The organism is Pseudomonas sivasensis (assembly GCF_052938085.1).
The window spans coordinates 2,514,461-2,537,431 of record NZ_CP176442.1; the positions used below are offsets into that span (position 1 = coordinate 2,514,461).

The window sequence follows — 22,971 nt, forward strand, 5'->3', positions numbered from 1 at the left end:
GCTCGGTGTGCCCGTAATCCGACATTGATTTGGGGGGCCGCCGCCACGCGCCGTCCATGGCGCAGGGGGCTAAACCGGCATCCCTGCCGGTTTAGCCCCCAAATCAATGTCGAATTCCGGCCATCGTGGTTGACGGGGCGATTTCAGATCAAAAGCAAGAGCGCGGCGGCCTTAGAGCCGACCGGATTCTCAGCTCCAACTCCGTCCAAATGTGGGAGGGGGCTTGCTCCCGATGAGGGTGTGTCAGTTGATGCAGCTGTGACTGACCCACTGCTATCGGGAGCAAGCCCCCTCCCACAGTTTGATCTCCATAGATCAGACAGATAGGTCCTAGCCTGCTGTCCTGCTTTTGCTCTGCTTTTGCTCTGCTTTTGCTCTGCTTTTGCTCTGCTTTTGCTCTGCTTTTGCTCTGCTTTTGCTCTGCTTTTGCTCTGGCTTTTACATCCTTTTCACTGACGAAGTCAGCGGTCTGTTGATCTGCGCTTTTGATTGTGTGAATCGCCCCCGCCCACATTCGACCTTCAGTGCCTGAGGCGTCACCGAAAGAACTCCCCCGGCGTCGCATCAAACTGCTGGCGAAACGCATTGATAAACGCCGACGTCGACTCATACCCACACCCCAGCGCCACATCCGTCACGCGCTCGCCTTGCTCCAGGGCGGGCAGGGCGCTCAGCAGGCGTAAGCGTTGGCGCCAGGCGCGGAAGGTCAGCCCGGTATCCCTCAAAAACAAGCGGCTGAGCGTCTTTTCGCTAAGCCCCAGTTTTTCGCTCCATTGCCCCAGTGTGGTCTGTTGCTCCGGGCGCAGGTTCAAGCTGCGGTAGATCTGTCGTAAACGTGGGTCGAGAGGCAGTGGCAGCATCAAATCCACTTGGGGCGCGGCGGCGAGTTGGTCGAGTACCACTTGGGCCAGGCGCCCCTCGGGACCGTCCTCGGCATATTCCACCGGCAGCTCGCTGAAGCTGCGGATCAATTCGCGCAACAGGCTGCTCACCTCCAGCACGTGGCAACACTCCGAGGCCCAGGCGGTCACGCTGCAATCGAGGTACAGGCTGCGCATCTCGGTGTGGGGCGAGCTGAACACGCGGTGCGGCATGCCCGCCGGGATCCACACCGCCCGCTGCGGCGGCGCGACAAAGCGGCCGGCGCTGGTCTGGATCTCCAGCACGCCTGAAATCGCGTAAGACAATTGCACCCACGGGTGACTGTGGCGCCGGGTCAACGCGCGATTGGGCAAGGATTCGGTGCGCCCGTACACCGGCCGTGGCAGGCTGGACAGCCCGGGGATGCTGCGGCGCACCGTTTTGTCATGTCCTTTAGGCGGCATTTACTGGCTCATTGGCGTTAGTCGGTAACAAGCCGTTACGTTAGAGTCGCGGTGACGCTCTTGGCAACCCCTGGAAGATCCGCTTATGACACGCCCTCGTTTTCTGCCCGACAACTTCACCCTGACCCTGATCGCCACGGTGATCCTCGCTTCCTTGCTGCCCGCCAGCGGCCAGACCGCCGTAGCCTTCGGTTGGGTCACCAACCTGGCCATCGCGCTGCTGTTCTTCCTGCACGGCGCCAAGCTGTCGCGCCAGGCCATCGTTGCCGGGGCCGGCCACTGGCGCCTGCATTTGCTGGTGTTCAGCCTGACCTTCGTGCTGTTCCCCTTGTTGGGCCTGGCGCTCAAGCCGGTGCTGTCGCCGCTGATCGGCAAAGACCTGTACATGGGCATGCTTTACCTCTGCGCCTTGCCGGCCACCGTGCAATCGGCGATTGCCTTCACTTCGCTGGCGCGGGGCAATATCCCGGCGGCGATTTGCAGCGCGGCGGCGTCGAGCTTGTTCGGTATCTTCCTTACGCCGCTGCTGGTGACGTTATTGCTCAACGTGCACGGCGAAGGCAGCTCCACGGTCGATGCCATCCTGAAAATCAGCGTGCAACTGCTGCTGCCTTTTATCGCCGGGCAAATCGCGCGGCGCTGGATCGGCGAGTGGGTGGGCCGCAATAAGGCCTGGCTCAAATTCGTCGACCAAGGCTCGATCCTGCTGGTGGTCTACGGCGCATTCAGCGAAGCGGTCAACGAAGGCATCTGGCATCAGATCCCACTGTGGGAACTGGGCGGTCTGGTGGTGGCCTGCTGCGTGTTGCTGGCCTTGGTGCTGGTGGCGTCGAGCGTGCTGGGCAAAGCGTTTGGCTTCAATCAGGAAGACCGGATCACCATTTTGTTCTGCGGTTCGAAGAAGAGCCTGGCCACCGGCGTACCCATGGCACAAGTGCTGTTTGCCGGGGCGAGCATGGGGGTGTTGATTTTGCCGTTGATGCTGTTTCACCAGATCCAGTTGATGGTCTGCGCGGCGTTAGCGCAGCGGTATGCCAAGCGTCCTGAAAGCGTTCCGGAGTTGATGGCGCAGGTAGATCCTTGATTCAAACCGACGAATAACCTCAAGTTACTGCTCAGCCCGGCGACTTACTGCTTACTGGCCCAAGAAGGAGTGTCGGCATGAGCAGTAAAGGTATTTCGGTAATCGCAGGCCTCCTCGGCCTATGGGCAAGTACATGCGGCGCGGCGCAGTCCGTGGGGCAGGGCACCATCGCGTTCAGTGGCAGCATCGTCGAGCCAGGGTGTGCGACAAATGCGCGCAGTGGGCTGGTGACGGAAGGCAAGGGCTGTGTCGCTTCCGGTCGTGCCAATCGCTTCGACGTGCGCAGTTTGATGCCGGTGGCGGGTGTCGCCGTTCCCCGGCTATCGCCTGTTGCAGACAGCGGCCTTGGGCGTGATCACGATCAGCGGTATGTGCTGGTAGACAGCGCCGGCCAGCCGATTGTGTCGGGCAAATACGTCGTCACTGTGACCACACCGTGACAAAACTGAGGGTGTCTTGAGGGGTATCGGCGTCAACAGCCAGCCGAGAAACCTATAGAATGCCAAGCGGCGGCGCTTGTCCTGGGTGGCCGTTTGATCATCGCCAGAGTACCTCGCCTTTCAATGAGCATTTCAGCCGCAACCCCCCAAGCCAACTGGCAACCGGTCATCGCCCTTGCGCTGGCCGCGTTTGTGTTCAATACCACCGAATTCGTACCGGTCGGCCTGCTGAGCGCCATTGGTGCCAGCTTCGACATGCCCGTGTCCAGCGTCGGCCTGATGCTCACCATCTACGCCTGGATCGTGTCCCTGACCTCACTGCCGGTGATGCTGCTGACCCGTAACGTCGAGCGGCGCAAATTGCTGATCGTGCTGTTCGGCATGTTTATCCTCAGCCATATCCTTTCCAGCGTGGCCAACAGTTTTGGCTTGCTGATGGTCAGCCGGATCGGCATTGCCTTGTCCCATGCGTTGTTCTGGTCGATCACCGCGTCCCTCGCGGTACGCCTGGCGCCGGAGGGCAAACAAGTGCAAGCCCTCGGGTTGCTGGCCACCGGTACGTCATTGGCGATGGTGTTGGGGATTCCTCTGGGGCGTCTGCTCGGCGAGGCCATGGGCTGGCGCACTACCTTCCTGGTGATCGGCGCTTTCGCCGCCGCTCTCGTGTTCTGGCTGGCGCGCACGTTGCCACCGTTGCCGAGCCAGAACTCCGGTTCCCTGCGCAGCCTGCCGCTGCTGTTCAAGCGCCCGGCGCTGGTGGCGCTTTACGTGCTCACCGCGCTCACGGTGACCGCGCAATTCACCGCCTACAGCTACATCGAACCCTTCGTCGAAGGCGTGGCCGGGATGGATGGCAGCGCCGTGACCCTGATCTTGCTGGTCTTCGGCGGCGCGGGCATCATCGGCTCGTTGCTGTTCAGCCTGGTGCACCGCTTCAACCCGCACCTGTTTGTGGTGGGCGCGGTGTTTATCCTGGCCGCGTGCCTCACGCTGATGCTGCCCTTGAGCGGCGCCGAGTCGTACCTGGTGATCCTGAGCATTTTCTGGGGCATGGCGATCATGGGCTTCGGCCTGGCCATGCAATCCAAAGTGCTGGTACTGGCGCCGGACGCCACTGACGTAGCCATGGCGATGTTCTCCGGCATCTACAACATCGGCATTGGCGGCGGCGCCCTGATGGGCAGTTGGGTCGGCAGTCACTTCGGTTTCGCCTGGATTGGCGTGGCGGGGGGGATGCTGGCTGCGGTGGCGTTGATCGGGTATTGCCTGGCGATTCGCAGGTTCGGCACGGGTGTGGCACAAAGCTGATGCAGGAGCGAGCCAGCTCGCTCCTACAGGTTGACGGCGTTACAGCCCAGCCAACAGCGCCTCCAACTTCTCCTGATCCCGCGCAAACTGGCGAATGCCTTCGGCCAGTTTTTCGGTGGCCATTGCATCTTCATTCGACGCCCAGCGGAACTGCGCTTCGGTCAACGGTTGGCGCGCTTCACCGGCTGCCCCAGGTTGCAGCTTGCGTTCCAGCGGCCCGTTGTCTTCGGCAAGCTTTTGCAGCAAGTCCGGGCTGATGGTCAGGCGATCACAGCCGGCCAGTTGTTCGATCTGGCTGAGGGTACGGAAGCTGGCGCCCATCACCACGGTCGGGATGGCGTTGGCTTTGTAGTAGTTGTAGATGCGCGTCACCGACTGCACACCTGGGTCTTCAGCCCCGGTGTAGTCCAGGCCTGTGCTCTTGCGGTACCAGTCGTAGATGCGGCCCACGAACGGCGAGATCAGGAACACGCCAGCGTCGGCGCAGGCCTGAGCCTGGGCGAAGGAGAATAGCAGGGTGAGGTTGGTCTGGATGCCGGATTTTTCCAGGCGTTCGGCGGTGCGGATGCCTTCCCAGGTGGAGGCCAGTTTAATCAGCACGCGGTCGCGGCCGACGCCGGCCTGGTCGTACAGGGCGATCAATTGGTTGGCCTTGGCCCACAGCGCGTCTTCATCGAAGGACAGGCGCGCGTCGACTTCGGTGGAGATGCGCCCCGGAATCACCTTGAGAATGCCGCAGCCCACTGACACCGCGAAGCGGTCACACGCCAGGCCTACATCGCCTTTGGATGACGACACCGCATTGCGCAGCAATTCGGCGTATTCCGGGATCGCAGCGGCTTTGAGCAGCAGTGACGGGTTAGTGGTGGCGTCGACAGGGCGCAGGCGGCTGATGGCTTCCAGGTCGCCGGTGTCGCAGACCACGGTGGTGAATTGCTTGAGTTGTTCGAGCTTGGACGTCATGAGCGGCTGTCTCCAAAAAATAGGTTATTGGTTGAGGGCCTGTGCGGTATCCAGGTCGGTAATCAGGATGTCCAGGTAGCCGCCCTTGAGCGCGCCGCGTATCGCCTGGACCTTGTTCAGCCCGCCGGCCAGGCCGAGCACGCGGTGGATTGAGCGCAGCTTGGGCAGTGCCACCGACACCACGAATTCTTCATCTTCTTCCAGCACCGGCTTGCCCTGGGCATCGAAGTAGCGCAGGCAGATATCGCCCACCGCACCGCGCTCGGCCAGGAGGCGCAGCATGTCTTCGGTGTAGTAGTTGCCGCTGTTGCGCAGCAATTGCGAGGGCTCCAGGTCGCCGATACCGACGATCGCCAGGGTGATGCTGTCAAAGCGTTGCAGCACTTCCTTGACCTCTTCCATCTGCACGATGCGCTGCTTGCTCTGCACCGATTGCTCGATGCTTTGGGACGGCAGCAAATACGCCGGGCAGTTGAGCAGGGTGGCCAGGCGTTGGGTCAGCAAGGTGGCTTCGAACGCGCCTTTGTTGCCGACGCCACCGAGCAGTTGCACCACTTCTTCGGCGCCTTGCTTGCCCGACTGCGCATGCAGGTGGCCGACCATGGCGCGAATGGTGCTGCTCCACGATGAAATGCCGATATGGTCCTGGGGCGACAGGCTGGTTTCCAGGTAGTGCGCAGCGGCCGAGCCGATGGCTTGCTTGATGCTTTCGTCATTGCCGGGCTCGGTGGCTTCCACCACGATCACCCGGCGCACGCCGTAGCGACGTTGCAGTTGGGTTTCCAGTTCCAGGTGCAGGCCTTGCAGGCGCATCACGCTGATCTTCACTACGCCTTCCTGCAGCGCCCGGCGCAGGGCGCGGCTGATAAAGGACTGGGACAGGTCCAGCTGCGTGGAGATTTCGGACTGCTTGAGCCCTTCTTCGTAATAGAGGCTCGCGATCTTGGTGATCAGGCGCTGTTCTTCGATCTGGCTCATGAAAGCCTCAGTTATTGACACAATGGCCGTGAGGATACCAAACCCTTACGACATGATCAGGCCGCCGTCGATATTGATCGCCTGGCCGGTCAGGTACGCCGCGTCGTCGGAGGCCAGGAACGCCACCAGACCCGCCACATCCGAGGGCTTGCCGGCCCGGCGCAGGGGGATGTTCTTGACCCATTCGGCCATCAATTCACCCTTGCCGTAACGTTTTTCGTCGGTGCTGAGGATCTCGCCCCACACGCGGTCGTTGTAGTCCCACATCTCGCTTTCGATGATGCCGGGGCAGAATGCGTTGACGGTGATGTTATGCGGCGCCAGCTCCAGGGACAGGCTTTGGGTGATGCCGATCACGCCCATTTTGCTGGCGGCGTAGTGCGGTGTGTAGATATAGCCTTGGCGGCCTTGCCCGGACGAGGTGTTGATCAACCGCCCACTGCCTTGCTTGACCATGTACTTGGCCGCTTCCCTGCACCCCAGCCACACGCCGGTGGTGTTGACCTGTAGCACCTTGTCGAAATCAGCGCGGGGCATTTTGTCGTAGTGGTCGATGGTGATGATGCCGGCGTTCTGCACCGACACGTCGATGCTGCCGAAGCGGGCGTGGCCTTCGCGGTAGAGCTTCTCGATATCGCTTTCGTTGGTGACGTCGATGCCGAGGGCGAGGGCGCTCACGCCGTATTCCTGGGCCAGTTGGTCGGCGGTGAAGGTCACGCGCTCCAGGTCATTGGAGGCCAGCACCAGGTTGGCGCCTTCCTGGGCGAAGCGCTCGGCTATGCCGGCACCAATGCCACGGCAGGCGCCGGTGATCACTACGGTTTTACCGCTGAAACGTTGCGACATCACAAGACTCCTTACCAGCACACAAAGCCGCCATCGACCAACAGGTCGACACCGGTGCAGAAAGACGACGCCTGGCTGACCAGGAAAATCGCCGGGCCGACCATTTCTTCCACGCTGGCCATACGGCCCATGGGCGTGGTCTGTTCAAAGATCTTCACCTGGTCGGCGACTTCCGGGCGCGAGTTCATCGGCGTGGCGGTGTAGCCGGGGCTGATGCAGTTGACGCGCAGGCCCTTGTCGGCCCATTCCATCGCCAGGCTTTTGCTCAGATGAATCACCCCAGCTTTGGAGGTGTTGTAGTGCGCCTGCAACAGGCCACGGTTGACGATGCTGCCGGACATGGAGGCGATGTTGACGATGGCACCTTTGCCACGCGGCAACATCACGGCGGCCTGGGCTTGGCAGCTGAGGAAGATGCCGGTGAGGTTGATGTCCAGTGTGGTTTGCCAGCGTTGCAGTTCCAGGTCTTCGGCGGCCTGGGCGTTGGCGATGCCGGCGCAGTTGACCGCGACGCTGAGTGGGCCGAGTTCTTGTTCGGTTTGCGCGACGGCTGCATCCAGGGCGGCGCGCTCGGTGACGGTACCGCTCAACGCCAAGGCGCGACGGCCCAGCGTCTGGATGCGCTCGACCGTGCTGGCAATGCCGGGGCTGCCCGGAAGATCAAAGCAGGCTACATCCGCGCCGGCTTCGGCCAGCCCGACAGCGATGGCTTGGCCGATGCCGCTGCCGGCGCCGGTGACAAAGGCCACTTGGCCCTGAAGACTGAAAAGCTGCATGGATAACTCCGTTATTTGAAATCACAGTGGACCCGTGTGGGAGGGGGCTTGCTCCCGATAGCAGTGGTTCAGTGACAGATGCTTCTACTGACACTCCCTCATCGGGGGCAAGCCCCCTCCCACAGTTGGATCTGTGTAGGTGTTTGGTTATGCGGTGGCCATTTCCATCACCGACACCGGTGTGGCCTCGCCACGCTCCAGAATCCCCATCTGCCGGCCTCGGCTCATCACCATCACCCGATGGGACAACCCCAGCACTTCATCCAGGTCGGAACTGACCACAATCACCGCCATGCCCTTGGCCGCCAAGTCCGCGATCACTTCATAAATCGCCGCCCGCGCGCCCACGTCGATGCCGCGTGTTGGCTCATCCAGAATGAACACCTTGGGGTTGCGTGCCAGCCACTTGGCGATGATCACCTTCTGCTGGTTGCCGCCGGACAAACTGGAAATCCGCGACTGCGGCGAACCTTTCACGCCGAGCCGCGCCACCGCCGTTCGGGCGAATTCACGCAGCGGGGCAGGGAGCACCCAACCGCGTTTGTCCAGCAGGTCGGTGTTGCCGTAGACCAGGTTGTCTTCGATGCGATGTTCCACGACTACGCCTTGCTGTTTGCGGTCTTCAGGTACCAGCACTACACCGGCCTGAATCGCTTCAAACGGGCTGCGCAGCTGGCGCACTTCACCGTCCAGCACCATCTGGCCCTTGATGTCCTGGGCCGCACCGGCAATGGTGCGCACCAGTTCCGTACGCCCGGCGCCTACCACGCCGGCAATGCCGAACACTTCGCCGGCGCGCACGCTGAAGTCGATGCCATGCAAGGCGAATTCGCGGCAGGTCAAATCCTTGACCTGCAACATCACCTGCTCCTGCGGCGCCTGCAGCGCGGGGAAAATCCGCTCCAGGCTGCGCCCGACCATCTGCTCCACCAGCTCGCGCACCGGCACTTGCGCGGTGGCATGCAGGGCGATCTGACGACCGTCGCGCAGCACCAGCACGCGGTCGGCGATGCGCGCGATTTCTTCCAGGCGATGGCTGATGTAGATAAACGACACGCCTTCTGCTTTCAGCCGTTCCACCTGCTTGAACAGCAACTCGGTTTCTTCAGCGCCCAGCGCAGCGGTGGGTTCATCGAGAATCAGCAAGCTGGCCTTCAAGGTCAGCGCCTTGGCGATTTCCACCAATTGCTGGGCCGCCACACTCAGGCCTTCGACCTTGCGCGACGCCGGCACGTTGAGCCCCAGGCGTTCCAGTTGGATCTGCGCCTGGGCCTCGATGTAGTCGCGATCGACCCGCCCGTAACGCATGGGCAGGCGACCGACGAAGATGTTCTCGGCGATCGACAGTTGCGGCAGCAGACGGATTTCCTGGTGGATCAGGCCGATACCTGCGCCCAGTGCCGCACCCGGCGAGGCGGGTGCATACGGAGCGCCGAGCCAGGTCATGCTGCCGCCAGCTTCGGGTTGCACGAGGCCTGCGATGATCGACGACAAGGTCGACTTACCGGCACCGTTTTCACCGAGCAGGGCCAGCACTTCACCGCGGCGAATATCCACATTGACCTGGGACAACACCTGCACCGGGCCGTAGGCCTTGCTGATATTGCGCAGGCACAGCACCGCATCGGCGCTGCTATCCAGAGCTGCTGCTTGCATGACGACCTCCAAGGCTTACGGGTGCTGTTGCAGGAACGGCGCGACGTTTTCTTTGGTGGTCAGCACGGTGGGCAGCAGTTGCTCCTTGGGCACGGCCTTGCCGGCTTTGAGATCAATCGCCGAGGCCACGGCCAGGCGCCCCATTTTCTGGGTCTGCTGAGTCATGGTGGCATTGAGCACGCCGCTTTCGACGGCCTTGAGCCCGGCGACGTCGCCGTCAAAACCGACGACCACGACCTTGTGATCCAGGTTGCCGACCTTCACCGCTTGGGCAGCGCCCAGGGCCATGGCATCGGCGCGGCCGAAGAATACGGTGATATTCGGATCACGCTGGAGCAGGTCCTGGGCCACGGCGAAGCCTTTGTCCTGAGCCCATTCGGCGGGTTGCTGGGCCACGACCTTGAGGTCCGGGAAGGCTTTCAGGCCCTCCTCGAAACCCTTGGCGCGATCATTCTCCGGCGTGGTGCCGAGTTGGCCTTGCAGGATCGCAATGCGGCCTTTGCCGTCGGTGATCTTGCCCACGTACTCAGCCAGGGTCTTGGCGCCGGCCACGCTGTCGCTGGCGATAAAGGTGTCGCCTGGTGCGTCGGGGGCGTTGCGGTCCACGGCGATCACCGGGATGCCCGCGGCCTTGGCGGCTTTGACGGGCACACCGGCGGCGGTAGCACCGGCGGGGATGTAGATCAGCACGTCGATCTGGCGGGTGATCAGGTCTTCAATCTGGCTGACCTGGGTCGAGGAGTTGCCTTGGGCGTCCACGGTGATCACCTTGATCCCCTTGGCCTTGCCCTCGGCTTCCACCGATTGCTTGATCTGGTTGAAGAAGTCGGCCTGCAGGTTGGCCACGGCCAGGCCGATGGTCAGGTCCTTGGCCCAGGTGGTGCCGGCAGCGGTAAGGGTCGCGGCCGCCAGAGCAGTGGCGATAAGCAGTTTCTTGGGGCTGAACATGTCGGTGACTCCTGGTTTTATTGTTGGAGGGTGTCAACTGTCGAACAGGTTTAACGGGCAGTACTGGAACGGCGTCGAAGGGTGTCGATGGTCACGGCGAGGGCGATGACCACGCCGATCACCACTTGTTGAATAAACGGGGAAACGCCCAGCAGGTTGAGGCCATTGCGCAACACGCCAATGATCAGCACGCCCACCAGGGTGCCGCCGATGCTGCCGACGCCGCCGCTGAGGCTGGCCCCGCCAATCACCACGGCGGCAATAGCGTCCAGTTCCAGGCTGAGGCCGGCACTGGGTTGGGAAGAGTCGAGGCGCGCCGCCAGGGTCACGGCGGCGATGCCGGCCAGCGCGCCGCTGATGGCGTACACCCACAAGGTAATCGCACGCACCTTGATGCCGGACAGGCGCGCCACTTCAGGGCTGCCGCCCATGGCGTAGAGGTTGCGGCCGCCGGCACGAAAGCGCAGGAACACCCACGCCACCAGCAGCATCACCAGAAACAGCCCGACGGTTGCCGAGAGAAAGCCGAAGTGCCGCACCGTGGCCAGGCTGGTGAACCACTCCGGGTAGCCGACGATCTGCCGGCCTTCGGTGAGGATATTCGCCAGGCCACGGGCCACCGACATCATGGTCAGTGTGGCAATAAAGGGCGGCAGCTTGGCGTAGGTGATCAACGCGCCGGACACCAGCCCGGCGAGCATCCCGGTGGCAATCGAGATCGGAATCGCGAAGCCCAGCGGCACTGCCTGATCCTGGTAGAGCCAGCCGAGCATCATCATCGAGAAGGCCAGCACCGAGCCTACCGACAGGTCGATGCCGCCGATGACGATCACCGCCGTCATGCCGATCGCCAGGATGCCCAGCACCGTGACCTGATCGAGGATGTTCAGGCCATTGCGCAAGGAGAAGAAGAATTCGGAACTGAAGGAGAAGACCAGCACCAGCAACACCAGCCCGATCAACGGGCCGCCGATGTTGCTGGGCAGCAGTTTCACAATACGTGGGCGGGGTGGCGGCTTGAGTTCGGCCGGGTGCTGGACAATAGCTTTGGCGTCCACAGTGTTCTCCTGATTTATTTTTTTTGGAGTGCTTTCAGGTCGCTTGAATATTTAAGCGTGCCTGACTGTTAATTCAGATTCCAGTGACACCGTGGCAAAGTCAAGCGCTTAATTTTTCAGGTATGCCTCTAAACCGGCGCTTTCACCACGGCCAAAGCCACGGGATAGGCCAGCCCGTGTGGGATTTTGCCCGTTTGTCCGAGGGATGTTTCTTCTATTTATTTCGTTTTTCCGTGGATCGCTCACTTGACCGCGCGGACGATCAGCGTCTAAATATAAATATATTGTCACTGCTGAATAAATATTCAAACACAGCTTTGGACACTTTCACCTCACGTGGTCAGCCCCACAGGAGCCGCTGCATGAATGCCTTCCAGTACGACGCCCACCAGATCAAGGAACAGGCCCGCCTGATCCGCCGCCATGTGATCCACCTCAACGCCGATTCACCGGCGGGCGGTCACACCGGAGCGGACCTGTCGGAAACCGACATCCTCGCCACTCTGTACTTCCGCATCCTCAATACCGGCCCGGAACGCACTGAAGACCCTGATCGAGATATCTATATCCAGAGCAAGGGCCATGGCGTGGGGGGGTTGTATTGCTGCCTGGCACAGGCGGGCTATATCCCCACCGAATGGTTGCCCACTTACCAGCACTTCAATTCCCATTTGCCCGGCCATCCGGTACGCCAGAAAACCCCCGGCATCGAACTCAACACCGGCGCCCTTGGCCACGGCTTGCCAGTGGCAGTGGGGCTGGCATTGGCGGCAAAGATGTCCGGCAGCAAAAAACGCATCTACGTGCTGACCGGCGACGGCGAACTGGCCGAAGGCTCCAACTGGGAAGCCGCCATGGCGGCAGCCAAGTACGGGTTGGATAACCTGTTTGTGATCGTCGACAAGAACAAACTGCAACTGGCCGGCCTGACCGCCGAGATCATGCCGCTCGACCCACTGGACGTGAAATGGGCTGCCTTCGGCTTCACCGTCAGCGAATGCGATGGCAACGACGTGGGCCAGTTGATCGAAACCCTGGAAACCATGCAGACCCAAACCGGCGCGCCCCAGGTGCTGATCGCCCACACCATCAAAGGCAAGGGCGTGTCGTTTATCGAAGCCCGCCCTGAATGGCACCACCGTGTGCCGAAGGGCGATGAAATCAATGCAGCACTGGAGGAGTTGAACCATGGCGAGTGAACATTTGGCGAGTGTCATGGTGCAGGCCTTTATTGATGCAGTCGACGCCGGGTTGGACGTCGTGCCAGTGGTCAGCGATTCCACGTCGACGGCCAAGATCGGTCCGTTTGTGCAGCGCTTTCCAGAGCGGTTGATCAATGTCGGGATTGCCGAGCAGTCCTTGGTCAGCGTCGCGGCGGGGCTGGCGCTGGGCGGCAAGATTGCAGCCACCTGCAATGCGGCGCCGTTTCTAATCTCTCGCGCCAATGAGCAGATCAAGGTGGACGTCTGCTACAACCAGGCTAATGTGAAAATGTTCGGCCTGAACGCCGGTACCAGCTATGGCCCGTTGGCCAGCACCCACCACAGCCTTGACGATATTTCTGTGATGCGCGGCTTCGGCAATGTGCAGATTTTTGCCCCGGCGGATGCCGTCGAGTGCCGGCAGATCGTCGATTACGCGCTGCGTTACCACGGCCCGGTGTATATCCGTCTCGATGGTAAAGCCTTGCCGGATGTTCACGGTGCCGACTACCAATTCAAACCCGGCCATGTAGATATCCTGCGCCAGGGCGCGGACGTTAGCATCGTGGCCCTGGGCTCGGTGGTGCATGAAGCGGTCGATGCTGCGGCCTTGCTGGCGGAGCAGGGCATCCAGGCTCAGGTGATCAACCTGTCGTCGATCCGGCCCTTGCAGCGTGATGTATTGCTCAGCGCCTTGAGCGGCACCCGCGCCGTCATCAGCGTGGAAGAACACAACGTTAATGGCGGCGTCGGCAGCCTGGTCGCTGAAGTGCTGGCTGAAGCCGGGCTGGGCATTCCATTGATCCGCCTGGGTATCGGCGATGGCGAGTACGCCGCCGCCGGTGCCCGCGAACCGACCCGCGCCTTGCATAACATTGACGCGGCTGGGATCGTGGCGGCTGCCACTCGGTTGCGGTGAAATCAATGAATAACAACACCCCGCTGATCCTTGCGATAGATGAAGGCACCAGCAACGCCAAGGCGGTGCTGGTCAACGAACTGGGCCAGGTGATCGCGCGCGGTTCGCGGCCCTTGAGCATCAGTCATCCCCAGGCCGGGTTTTCCGAGCAGGACCCGCTGCTGATCTGGCAAAACACGTTGGCTGCGATTGAAGAGTGCCTGGCCCAGGTAGATCGGCCGATCACTGCGCTCGCGATCAGCAACCAGCGCGAATCGGTGGTGGCTTGGGATAGGCATACCGGTGAGCCATTGTCGCCGTGCATCAGTTGGCAGTGCCGACGCTCTACGGCGTTGTGCACGCAACTGCATGCGCAGGGTCATGAAGCGCTGATCCTGGAAAAGACCGGGCTGGCGTTGGACCCGATGTTCTCCGCGGGCAAATTTCGCTGGATTCTCGACAACCTGGACAATGGTCACGCCCGCGCCGCTGCGGGTGATATTTGCCTGGGCACGGTCGACAGCTGGCTGTTGTGGCAACTCAGCGGCGGTCAGGTGTTCGCCACCGACTATTCCAATGCCGCACGCACCCAGTTGTTCAACCTGCACTCATGCGCCTGGGATCCTGAGCTTTTGGCACTGTTCGGCATTCCTGCTGCGGCCTTGGCGCCGATCCAGCCGAGCGCCGGGTTCTTCGCCGAAACCGTCGCCGTGGGCGGCTTGCCCGCCGGTATCCCGGTGATGTCGATGATTGGCGACTCCCATGCCGCGCTGTACGGGCAGGGCGGTTTTGCGCCGGGTTTGGTCAAGGCCACCCTCGGCACCGGTTCGTCCTTGATGACGCCCATGAGTGGCCCGATTGCGTCCACCCATGGCTTGTCCACCACATTGGCCTGGCATGACGGCAGCCAACCCACCTTCGGCATGGAGGGCAATATCGTCCATACCGGCGCTGCCGTGCAGTGGGCGTCGCGCCTGGTGGCTGGCGAATCCCTGGATGCCTTGACCGAACAGGCTGCGCAACTGCCGGATAACGGCGGTGTGTATTTTGTCCCGGCGCTGTCGGGCCTCGGCGCACCGCACTGGAAGGCCGACGCCCGTGGGCTGATCTGCGGGTTGACCGAAGCCACGTCCGGCGCGCACATCCTGCGCGCCTCGCTGGAATCCATCGGCTATCAGATTCGCGATGTGTTTGAGGCGATGCAACAAGACATCGGCAGTCCTTTGAAGGAACTGTGGGTGGACGGCGGCGCCACGCGCAATCGCTGGCTGATGCAGTTCCTTGCCAACCTGCTGCAACGCCCGGTGGTGCGCAGCCTGTCGCCGGAGGTGTCGGCGCTGGGCGCAGCGCACCTGGCGGGACGGGCGTTGGGCGTGTGGGTGAGTGATACGGCGCTGGGGCAGTTGGAGCGCCAGCGCGAGCGGTTTGAGCCGCAGGATGACCCCGCAATGGCAGGGCGTTATGCAGAGTGGAAAAAGGCTTTAGCCCGAACACTCCTCTAACGGCATATGCAAACCCACTGTGGGAGGGGCGGTGCGACGATTCGACTTGCCGCCGATGAGCATAGGGATCTACATAACGTTGACTCAACACTGAACGTCCGGCAGATAGGGCTGTTGTGGCGAGCGGGCTTGTCCCGCGTTGGGCTGCGTAGCAGCCCCAAAACCAGCCTCAACAGAGTGTCTGATACACCGCATTCTTCTTGACTGGGGCTGCTTTGCAGCCCAACGCGGGACAAGCCCGCTCGCCACAGGGATATTTGTCAGCGTCTGAAAAGTTGTTTAGATACCCATGGTCATCGGGGGCAAGTCGAATCGTCGCACCGCCCCTCCCACAGTTGGACTGTGCCAGCCTTCAAGGCCGCCAGGTCTGCACATCCTTGGCATCCACCGCCTTCGGCAACAACCCCGCCTTGAAGAACGCATCGGCGATTTTCTGCTGCTCACCCAACTGATCCACCGTCACTGGCTGCACCTGATAACTGCGGTGCGCGTTCGCCGCTTCCACCGTGGCCACGTCCAGGTTGCCCCACAGCGGGCCGAGCACTTTCGCCGCTTCTTGCGGATGGGCTTTCACCCACTTGCCGGTCTTTTCCAATTCCCCATACACCACCTTCAACACTTCTGGGTGCGCCTTGGCGTAGGGCGTGCCTGTCAGGTAGTAACGCTTGTAACTGGCGAGGCCTGCGCCGTCGGCCAGTGTGCGGGTCGGCAGTTGGCGCTGCACGCTGGTGAGGAAGGGTTCCCAGGTGACCCAGGCGTCGACTTTGTTGTTTTCGAACGCCGCGCGGCCATCGGCTGGCGACAGGTAAGCCGGTTCGATATCCGAGAACGCCAGGCCAGCTTTATTCAGGGCGGCGATCAACAAATAGTGAGTGCCGGCAGCCTTGGTCACCGCGATTTTCTTGCCCTTCAAGTCCGCCAACTGTTGGATCGGCGAGTCCTTGCGCACCACGATGGCCTGGGCCGAAGGCGAGGGCGCTTCCTGGGCGAAGTAGGTGAGTTTGGCCTGGGCGGCCTGGGCGAAGATCGGCACGGTGTCGGCCACGTCGGCACTGATGTCGACGTTGCCGACGTTCAGCGCTTCCAGCAGCGGCAGGCCGCTGGGGAACTCATGCCAGCTCACCTCGATGTTGTCAGCCTTGAGGGCTTTCTCCAGGGTGCCCTGGGTCTTGAGCAGGGTGATCAGCGTGGAGGATTTCTGGTAGCCGATGCGCACGGTTTCCTGGGCTTGCGCACTAAAGGCAACGGAAAAGGCCAGCAATCCTAATACAGCGGCGAGTGGACGACGAAGGGACATGGTGGGCTCGATCTTCAACGAAATAGCCCTGAGCTTAATGATCTAAAAACCATTCGATAAATACTCTTTCGATCTGAGCTTAGGATGCTTTCAGCCGCTTCCTGCCCGCTGGAACAGCTGGGCCATGGGCGGGTGCGCGGCTTCGATCATCAAGTAATACACCTCCGTTTCGCTGCCCCCGCGCGCCGAATGGGGTCGGTGGTGTGGCTCAGTCCACGCAGATCGCCCGGCCCAGCTTGCCTTTCTCTACCGTCGCCGAGCAGCCGAAGTGGCCGTTATCTACCTGGCACGCGCCGGTCACCGGGCCGTTGCCGGACTGGGTGGTGACACTGGTCTGGCACTCGCCTTCACACTGACTGGAGTCGGTGCACGCCTTGCCTGCGTCCTTGTATGGCGTGATGCACTTCCAGCTTTGCAGCTTTCCGACTTGCTTCATGGTGCCGCCGCCTGCCAGGCAGGTGGACGCTGCAGCGTCCTGAGCGGGCGGGGTCGTGGTGCATGCCGATACCAGCAGTAAAGCGGCCAGGCCAATCATCAATTTCATGCAAAGTCCTCGTGGAGTGAGCGCAGCGGTGCAGTGTACGGGCATATGGACTACTTTGATTGACGAGCGATCCCCACCCGGTAATGACTCATGCACACGTTATGGAAGCGGTATGTGGCCCTGCTGGAAAATGACCTGAGCACTCAGATCTTCGACAATGTGAAAAACCTGCTGGTGTGCGCGCTGCTGTTCGCGGCGGGCACCAATACGCTGCTCGGGCAACGTGAACTCTTTATCGGCATGTTCGCGTCAAACGTGGCGGGCTGGGGGCTGATCATCCTGTCCACGGTGTTGATGCTGTTGAACGTCAGCGACGGCATTCGCCGGCTGGCCAAGCTGCGTTATCACTTGGCATTGCAGCTGTTGTTGATCTTGGTTTATCTGGTGGTGGCCGAGCGGGTTGTGGAGATTGTGTGGGGCTTCCGCGCCCATTGAAGTATCCTCCGCACCCCGCTTTCCACTGATTCAAAGACAGATGACAGGACAAGACATGCAGGCGCTGCTGGAGTCGATCCTCGACGAAGTGCGCCCACTGATCGGCCTCGGCAAAGTCGCCGACTACATTCCCGCGCTGGCCGATGTACCGGCCAACCAACTGGGCATCGCCGTGTATGGCAACGACGGTTCGGCCTACCGCGCCGGAGATGCCGATACGCTGTTCTCGGTGCAGAGCATTTCCAAGGTGTTCAGCCTGGTGCAGGCCATCGACCATGGCGGCGAATCCATCTGGGAACGCCTGGGCCACGAGCCGTCGGGGCAACCGTTCAACTCGTTGGTGCAACTGGAGTTCGAGCGCGGTCGCCCGCGTAACCCATTCATCAATGCCGGTGCGCTGGTGATCTGCGACATCAACCAATCACGCTTTGCCGTGCCGATTCTGTCGATGCGCGACTTCGTGCGGCGCCTGTCGGGCAACCCGCAGATCCTGGTCAACAGCGTCGTCGCCGACTCCGAAGCCCAGCACGGCGCACGCAACGCGGCCATGGCCTACCTGATGAAATCCTTCGGCAACTTCCACAACGACGTGGATGCGGTGCTGCATAGCTACTTCAACTACTGCGCCTTGCAGATGAGCTGCCTGGACTTGGCCAAGGCGTTCAGCTTCCTCGCCAACGAGGGCACGAGTGCCCACAGCGGCGAACAGATCCTCACCGCGCGCCAGACCAAGCAAGTCAACTCGATCATGGCCACCAGCGGGCTGTATGACGAGGCGGGGAATTTTGCTTATCGCGTGGGCTTGCCGGGCAAGAGCGGGGTCGGCGGCGGCATTGTCGCGGTGGTGCCGGGGCAATTTACCGTGTGCGTGTGGTCGCCGGAGTTGAACGCGGCGGGGAACTCACTGGCGGGGATCAAGGCGTTGGAGTTGTTGAGTGAGCGGATTGGGTGGTCGGTGTTTTGATGGCTGGCTCTGCAGATCCTTGCAGCGCACCATTCAACTAGACAGATTGATGGCCTTTTGATAGCTTTTTATAAGGTTGATCAAATCGCTATATGTCAGCGATAGGATAGTGTGTCTCCGGCTATACCGGGCTCTTATCAAGGAAGAATGTATTTTGAACGTAAAGTTTTTAGGTGTGATTGTTTTAGCCTTCGCCTGTACGAACAGTTTTGCGGCGAACAATATAAAAATCTCAGAAAAGATAGGTTCGATTACGAAGAAAAAAGGTAACTCATATACACTTTCAGGTATTGGAAAAGAAGGCGAGGCCAAAAGTGTTAGTGTGGAGTTAGAGAAAGTTGACGGTGCTAGAGGTTCTAGCGTGCGCGCTATTTATACGTTCAAAGTTGATGAGTGCGGGACGCTAACGTTCATACAAGCAGCTGGCCAAAAATATGCGTTGCTTTCACTCGATGATCAGGTTTCAGCGGATGCGGAACCTGCATGTCCAATCTTTTTTGGCTCAACAGAAAGATGGTTAATCAAATAGCTTTCAAAACATATGAGCAATGATGGTCGTTCCCCTGCGCAGCACTTTGCTGCGCAGGGGAACGATCTTTATCTCAAACTGCTGGGTCGGTGATGTCTAGCACCTTGTCCACCAGCAGTTGTACGCCTTCAAGCATGCGGCAGATGCCCAGGGCCACATTGCGTTGCGCGCCGTCGATTTCAAAGGCCAGGTGACTGGCGATGTCGGTGATGGAGGATAGATCCTGGGACGCGTTGACCAGCAGGGTTTCGGTGCCCAGGTTGGGGCGTACGGTGAAGAGTTTATCTGGGGGATTGGGGCTGTCTTTAATCATGGTGAAGCTCCGTCGACAAGTGGAGCCGCCAGCGTTCGCGGTCAAACGAAGAGGGTGGCAGCTGTACGCGGGTTGACCGACCGGTTGTCAACGAACCCGGCATACCCGAAGGTATCCCGCGCACAACTGCCGCGACACGATACCTCAGGCACAAAAAAAACGCCTGGGATAGGTGCAGGGCGTAGCAGTTCGTTAACAAGGCCGGACGGTCAAATCCGGTCGCTGAATTGGCAGCGACGGCGGAGAGATTAGTCAGCCGCGTTCCGAGCGACAACCTGAAACAGTCGTGGGAAAACTCTGAGAGTTCGGGGCGAAGTGCTATCCCTGTGGGAGGGGGCTTGCTCCCGATAGCGATGTGTCAGTGACAAGTGTATTGACTGTCACACCGCCATCGGGAGCAAGCCCCCTCCCACATTTGGATCTTCATTAGGTTTGGGATTTATGTGAGCCCAAACAAAAAATGCGCCCCTGAGGGCGCATTTTTTTGTTCGGTCAGCTATCGCCTATCAGGCAATTGCATCCCAGGCTCGATCACCGTGCTCGTCCTTGATCCGAGTCGGCAAGCCCATCACGTCCAGCGCCTTCAGGAACGGCTCAGCCGGCAGTTCCTCGACGTTGGCCATGTGTTTCACATCCCACTCGCCACGGGCTACCAGCAGCGCTGCAGCTACCGGTGGAACGCCTGCGGTGTAGGAGATGCCCTGGCTGTCGGTTTCAACGTAGGCTTCTTCGTGATCCGCTACGTTGTAGATGAACATCTCGCGCGGCTGGCCGTCCTTGGTGCCTTTGACCAGGTCGCCGATGCAGGTCTTGCCGGTGTAGCCCGGGGCGAGCGAAGACGGGTCGGGCAGCACGGCCTTGACCACTTTCAACGGCACCACTTCCAGGCCTTCGGCGGTGGTGACCGGCTTCTCGGAGAGCAGGCCGAGGTTTTTCAGCACGGTGAACACGTTGATGTAGTGTTCGCCGAAGCTCATCCAGAAACGCACGTTGGGCACGTCGAGGTTTTTCGACAGCGAGTGCACTTCATCGTGGCCGGTGAGGTAGAGGTTCTGCGAACCCACGACCGGGAGGTCGTCGGTACGTTTGACTTCGAACATGGTGTTGCTGGTCCACTGGCTGTTCTGCCAGCTCCACACCTGCCCGGTGAATTCGCGGAAGTTGATTTCCGGATCGAAATTGGTGGCGAAGTATTTGCCATGGGAGCCGGCATTGACGTCGAGGATGTCGATCGAATCAATGCGGTCGAAATGCTGTTGCTGCGCCAGCGCGGCATACGCGTTGACGACACCCGGGTCGAAGCCCACGCCAAGGATGGCGGTGATGTTCTTCTGTTTGCACTCTTCCAGGTGGTTCCATTCGTAGTTGCCGTACCACGGCGGGGTCTCGCAGACCTTGCCCGGCTCTTCGTGGATGGCGGTGTCGAGGTACGCAACGCCCGTGTCGATGCAGGCACGCAGTACCGACATGTTGAGGAACGCGGAACCCACGTTGATGACGATCTGCGATTCAGTCTCGCGGATCAGGGCCTTGGTCGCTTCCACGTCCAGGGCGTTCAGCGCGAAGGCCTGGATGTCGGCGGGAACCTTGAGGCTACCCTTGGCCTTGACGCTGTCGATGATGGCCTGGCATTTGGAGATGTTGCGCGACGCGATAGCAATACGACCGAGTTCGTCGTTGTGCTGCGCGCACTTGTGGGCCACCACCTTGGCGACACCTCCTGCACCAATGATAAGAACGTTCTTTTTCAATTGCTTTATTTCTCCTATATCCGCCAGCTTACGAAAGGCTGGACAGGTAGTCGTCGTAACCAAATTCACGAACCACTTCGACTGTACCGTCGAGTTGTTTCACTACGATGGACGGCATTTTCAGGCCGTTGAACCAATTTTTCTTGACCATGGTGTAGCCCGCGGTGTCGATGAACGACAGCCGATCGCCGATGGCCAGCGGACGATCAAATTGATACTCGCCGAAGATGTCCCCGGCCAGGCAGGATTTGCCGCACACCATGTAGGTGTGTTCACCGTCGCTCGGCGCCAGTTTGGCGTTGAGGCGGTAGATCAGCAGGTCCAGCAGGTGGGCTTCGATGGAGCTGTCCACGACGGCGAGGTTTTTGCCGTTGTAGAGGGTGTCGAGCACGGTGACTTCCAGGGAGGCGCTGTTGGTGATCGCCGCTTCGCCGGGTTCCAGGTAGACCTGCACGTCGTACTTCTGCGAGAACGCCTTGAGACGCTGGCAGAAGGCGTCGATGGCATAGCCTTCACCGGTGAAGTGGATGCCGCCGCCGAGGCTGACCCAGTTGACCTTGTGCAGCAGCGCGCCGAAGCGTTCTTCGATGGTGTTCAGCATTTGGTCGAACAGGTTGAAATCGCCGTTCTCGCAGTTGTTGTGGAACATGAAGCCGGAGATCTGTTCGATCACGCCTTCGATCTTCACCGGGTCCCATTCGCCCAGGCGGCTGAACGGGCGCGCCGGGTCGGCCAGCAGGTAGTCGGAGCTGCTCACCTGCGGGTTGACGCGCAGGCCACGGGTCTTGCCTTCGCTACGTTCGGCAAAACGCTGCAGCTGGCTGATGGAGTTGAAGATGATCTTGTCGCAGTTATCGAGCATCTCTTCGATTTCATCGTCGGCCCAGGCCACGCTGTAGGCGTGCGCCTCACCTTCGAACTTCTGGCGACCGAGCTTCAACTCATACAGCGACGACGAGGTGGTGCCGTCCATGTATTCCTGCATCAGGTCGAACACCGACCAGGTGGCAAAGCACTTGAGCGCCAGCAGGGCCTTGGCGCCGGACTGCTCGCGCACGTAAGCAATCTTCTGCATGTTGACCAGAAGCTTCTGTTTATCGATGAGGTAGTACGGCGTTTTGATCATTTTTGAGAGCCTGCGGCGGTGCCTGCCAAAAAAGGACACGCATTGTGCCCGCACTTGGATCGAATCGAAAGGTTAGCCGGCGGATTTTGCTGCGCCGCTTTTAATCTGACCTGCCAATGTGACAGCTCGTGGGTATGATCAGCCACTCGGGTGACGACACAACGTTGGGATGACGAGAGGTGAGAATGGACGCATGGACACTGCACTGGCTGGAAGCTTCGGGCTCCCTGGCCACGCATCGCAAGGCATTGATGCAAGCGTTCGATGTCGCCTACCGGGGGATTTCCCAAGTGATGCCACCACCACGCTTGGATGTACTGATTCAACGGCTGCCCGGCGAAACCATCCCGGAGTTGGGCCTGGTTGGTCGCGCTTATCGCAGCACGATGTTCTCCCTGACCCTGGACCCCGATAACCCAAATTTCGCCACGAGCCTCGAAGGCGGCGCAATGAGTCGACATGTGGTGCATGAGGTGCATCATTGCCTGCGCATGGCTGGGCCGGGGTATGGCTGGACGCTGGGGGAGGCGCTGGTCAGCGAAGGCCTGGCAGGCAGGTTTGTACAGCATGTGCTGGGCAGCGAAGCCGAGGCGTGGGAGAGGGCGTTCAGCCTTGAAGCGCTCAGGCGTTTTCCTGGACACCTTAGCGAGCTTGAGGCGACGTACTACGATCACAGCGCCTGGTTTTTTGGCACCGGCGACAAGCCTCGATGGCTGGGGTATGCCTTGGGTTATCAGATGGTCGGATTATGGTTGGCGTCGGTAGGAGCGCCTGATGCAGATACGTGGCTCAACGTTTCAGCCAAAGACATCCTGGCGATCGCGGCTGAGGAGGGCCTGGTGATTCGTGCCTGACGAGGACCGACGGACAAAGTCAGCAGGTTTGCCTGCTTTCAGCGCGGTCGCACGTAGACACCGTCCTATCCAACACCGCGCAAATTTGTAGCAGCTGTCGAGCTCCGGCGAGGCAGCGTCCGCCGCGACTCGAGTCTGAATCGGCAGCGCGCCTGACGCAGCCTCGCTTGCAGC

At 60.7% G+C, this 22,971-nt stretch carries 23 protein-coding genes; 10 read left to right on the plus strand and 13 right to left on the minus strand.

All coding sequences use genetic code 11. The annotated features are described in order from the left end of the window. Window positions 1-536: 536 nt before the first annotated feature. On the minus strand, window positions 537-1,325 hold the full coding sequence (locus ACKZ62_RS11705) for an AraC family transcriptional regulator (protein WP_095184469.1): 789 nt from the start codon (window positions 1,323-1,325) through the stop codon (window positions 537-539). An 85-nt stretch (window positions 1,326-1,410) separates the two neighbouring features. Between ACKZ62_RS11705 and ACKZ62_RS11710 the strand changes: the two genes are divergently transcribed. From ACKZ62_RS11710 to ACKZ62_RS11720, 3 genes are all read left to right on the plus strand, one after another. Then, window positions 1,411-2,409 (plus strand): bile acid:sodium symporter family protein, encoded by a 999-nt coding sequence (locus ACKZ62_RS11710; RefSeq protein WP_099602696.1) that lies wholly within the window; start codon window positions 1,411-1,413, stop codon window positions 2,407-2,409. Between the two features lie 77 nt (window positions 2,410-2,486). Next, window positions 2,487-2,849 (plus strand): type 1 fimbrial protein, encoded by a 363-nt coding sequence (locus ACKZ62_RS11715; RefSeq protein ID WP_095184471.1) that lies wholly within the window; start codon window positions 2,487-2,489, stop codon window positions 2,847-2,849. 123 nt (window positions 2,850-2,972) lie between these two features. Then, complete coding sequence (locus ACKZ62_RS11720; protein ID WP_032889558.1) at window positions 2,973-4,157, plus strand: sugar transporter; 1,185 nt, start codon at window positions 2,973-2,975, stop codon at window positions 4,155-4,157. Between the two features lie 39 nt (window positions 4,158-4,196). Here ACKZ62_RS11720 and tal read toward each other — a convergent pair whose 3' ends face one another. The 7 genes from tal to ACKZ62_RS11755 all read right to left on the minus strand — a co-directional run bounded on the left by tal (window position 4,197) and on the right by ACKZ62_RS11755 (window position 11,382). Next, entirely contained in the window at window positions 4,197-5,120 is a 924-nt protein-coding gene (gene tal / locus ACKZ62_RS11725) for a transaldolase (RefSeq protein ID WP_032889556.1), read from the minus strand. 24 nt (window positions 5,121-5,144) lie between these two features. Then, complete coding sequence (locus tag ACKZ62_RS11730; RefSeq protein ID WP_032889554.1) at window positions 5,145-6,098, minus strand: sugar-binding transcriptional regulator; 954 nt, start codon at window positions 6,096-6,098, stop codon at window positions 5,145-5,147. Window positions 6,099-6,143: 45 nt separating this feature from the next. Beyond that, window positions 6,144-6,944 (minus strand): SDR family oxidoreductase, encoded by an 801-nt coding sequence (locus ACKZ62_RS11735; RefSeq protein WP_447096698.1) that lies wholly within the window; start codon window positions 6,942-6,944, stop codon window positions 6,144-6,146. Window positions 6,945-6,955: 11 nt separating this feature from the next. Then, entirely contained in the window at window positions 6,956-7,735 is a 780-nt protein-coding gene (locus ACKZ62_RS11740; protein ID WP_447096955.1) for an SDR family oxidoreductase, read from the minus strand. A 132-nt stretch (window positions 7,736-7,867) separates the two neighbouring features. Further along, complete coding sequence (locus ACKZ62_RS11745; protein ID WP_032889548.1) at window positions 7,868-9,376, minus strand: sugar ABC transporter ATP-binding protein; 1,509 nt, start codon at window positions 9,374-9,376, stop codon at window positions 7,868-7,870. Window positions 9,377-9,391: 15 nt separating this feature from the next. Beyond that, window positions 9,392-10,324: a sugar ABC transporter substrate-binding protein gene (locus tag ACKZ62_RS11750; RefSeq protein ID WP_032889545.1), complete on the minus strand. Its 933-nt coding sequence runs from the start codon at window positions 10,322-10,324 to the stop codon at window positions 9,392-9,394. 50 nt (window positions 10,325-10,374) lie between these two features. Beyond that, complete coding sequence (locus ACKZ62_RS11755) at window positions 10,375-11,382, minus strand: ABC transporter permease (protein WP_050442857.1); 1,008 nt, start codon at window positions 11,380-11,382, stop codon at window positions 10,375-10,377. Between the two features lie 362 nt (window positions 11,383-11,744). Here ACKZ62_RS11755 and ACKZ62_RS11760 point away from each other — a divergent pair, with 362 nt between their 5' ends. From ACKZ62_RS11760 to ACKZ62_RS11770, 3 genes are read left to right on the plus strand one after another with little or no spacing between them, the layout of a single operon-like run. Beyond that, window positions 11,745-12,581 (plus strand): transketolase, encoded by an 837-nt coding sequence (locus ACKZ62_RS11760; protein WP_032889543.1) that lies wholly within the window; start codon window positions 11,745-11,747, stop codon window positions 12,579-12,581. Beyond that, complete coding sequence (locus ACKZ62_RS11765) at window positions 12,571-13,503, plus strand: transketolase family protein (RefSeq protein WP_447096699.1); 933 nt, start codon at window positions 12,571-12,573, stop codon at window positions 13,501-13,503. The genes ACKZ62_RS11760 and ACKZ62_RS11765 overlap by 11 nt, the downstream gene beginning before the upstream one ends. A gap of 5 nt (window positions 13,504-13,508) precedes the next feature. Beyond that, complete coding sequence (locus tag ACKZ62_RS11770) at window positions 13,509-14,984, plus strand: FGGY family carbohydrate kinase (protein WP_447096700.1); 1,476 nt, start codon at window positions 13,509-13,511, stop codon at window positions 14,982-14,984. Between the two features lie 352 nt (window positions 14,985-15,336). On the opposite strand, the gene ACKZ62_RS11775 is transcribed toward ACKZ62_RS11770, so the two are convergent. Continuing rightward, window positions 15,337-16,281: an aliphatic sulfonate ABC transporter substrate-binding protein gene (locus ACKZ62_RS11775; RefSeq protein WP_447096701.1), complete on the minus strand. Its 945-nt coding sequence runs from the start codon at window positions 16,279-16,281 to the stop codon at window positions 15,337-15,339. A 208-nt stretch (window positions 16,282-16,489) separates the two neighbouring features. Then, window positions 16,490-16,825, minus strand: coding sequence for a hypothetical protein (locus ACKZ62_RS11780; RefSeq protein WP_032889532.1), 336 nt, complete (start codon window positions 16,823-16,825; stop codon window positions 16,490-16,492). 90 nt (window positions 16,826-16,915) lie between these two features. Here ACKZ62_RS11780 and ACKZ62_RS11785 point away from each other — a divergent pair, with 90 nt between their 5' ends. The 3 genes from ACKZ62_RS11785 to ACKZ62_RS11795 all read left to right on the plus strand — a co-directional run bounded on the left by ACKZ62_RS11785 (window position 16,916) and on the right by ACKZ62_RS11795 (window position 18,753). Beyond that, window positions 16,916-17,260 carry a hypothetical protein gene (locus ACKZ62_RS11785; protein WP_032889529.1) on the plus strand — a complete coding sequence of 115 codons (345 nt, stop codon included), beginning with the start codon at window positions 16,916-16,918 and terminating at the stop codon, window positions 17,258-17,260. Between the two features lie 55 nt (window positions 17,261-17,315). Next, complete coding sequence (gene glsB, locus ACKZ62_RS11790) at window positions 17,316-18,224, plus strand: glutaminase B (RefSeq protein WP_032889526.1); 909 nt, start codon at window positions 17,316-17,318, stop codon at window positions 18,222-18,224. Window positions 18,225-18,378: 154 nt separating this feature from the next. Next, window positions 18,379-18,753, plus strand: coding sequence for a hypothetical protein (locus ACKZ62_RS11795; RefSeq protein ID WP_164558480.1), 375 nt, complete (start codon window positions 18,379-18,381; stop codon window positions 18,751-18,753). A 73-nt stretch (window positions 18,754-18,826) separates the two neighbouring features. Here ACKZ62_RS11795 and ACKZ62_RS11800 read toward each other — a convergent pair whose 3' ends face one another. The 3 genes from ACKZ62_RS11800 to ACKZ62_RS11810 all read right to left on the minus strand — a co-directional run bounded on the left by ACKZ62_RS11800 (window position 18,827) and on the right by ACKZ62_RS11810 (window position 21,943). Further along, window positions 18,827-19,066, minus strand: coding sequence for a DUF6124 family protein (locus ACKZ62_RS11800; RefSeq protein ID WP_447096702.1), 240 nt, complete (start codon window positions 19,064-19,066; stop codon window positions 18,827-18,829). A 506-nt stretch (window positions 19,067-19,572) separates the two neighbouring features. Beyond that, complete coding sequence (locus ACKZ62_RS11805) at window positions 19,573-20,817, minus strand: saccharopine dehydrogenase family protein (RefSeq protein WP_032889518.1); 1,245 nt, start codon at window positions 20,815-20,817, stop codon at window positions 19,573-19,575. 28 nt (window positions 20,818-20,845) lie between these two features. Beyond that, window positions 20,846-21,943, minus strand: coding sequence for a carboxynorspermidine decarboxylase (locus ACKZ62_RS11810; RefSeq protein WP_074847089.1), 1,098 nt, complete (start codon window positions 21,941-21,943; stop codon window positions 20,846-20,848). A gap of 185 nt (window positions 21,944-22,128) precedes the next feature. Between ACKZ62_RS11810 and ACKZ62_RS11815 the strand changes: the two genes are divergently transcribed. After that, window positions 22,129-22,797 carry a DUF2268 domain-containing putative Zn-dependent protease gene (locus tag ACKZ62_RS11815; RefSeq protein ID WP_447096703.1) on the plus strand — a complete coding sequence of 223 codons (669 nt, stop codon included), beginning with the start codon at window positions 22,129-22,131 and terminating at the stop codon, window positions 22,795-22,797. Window positions 22,798-22,971 lie beyond the last annotated feature (174 nt).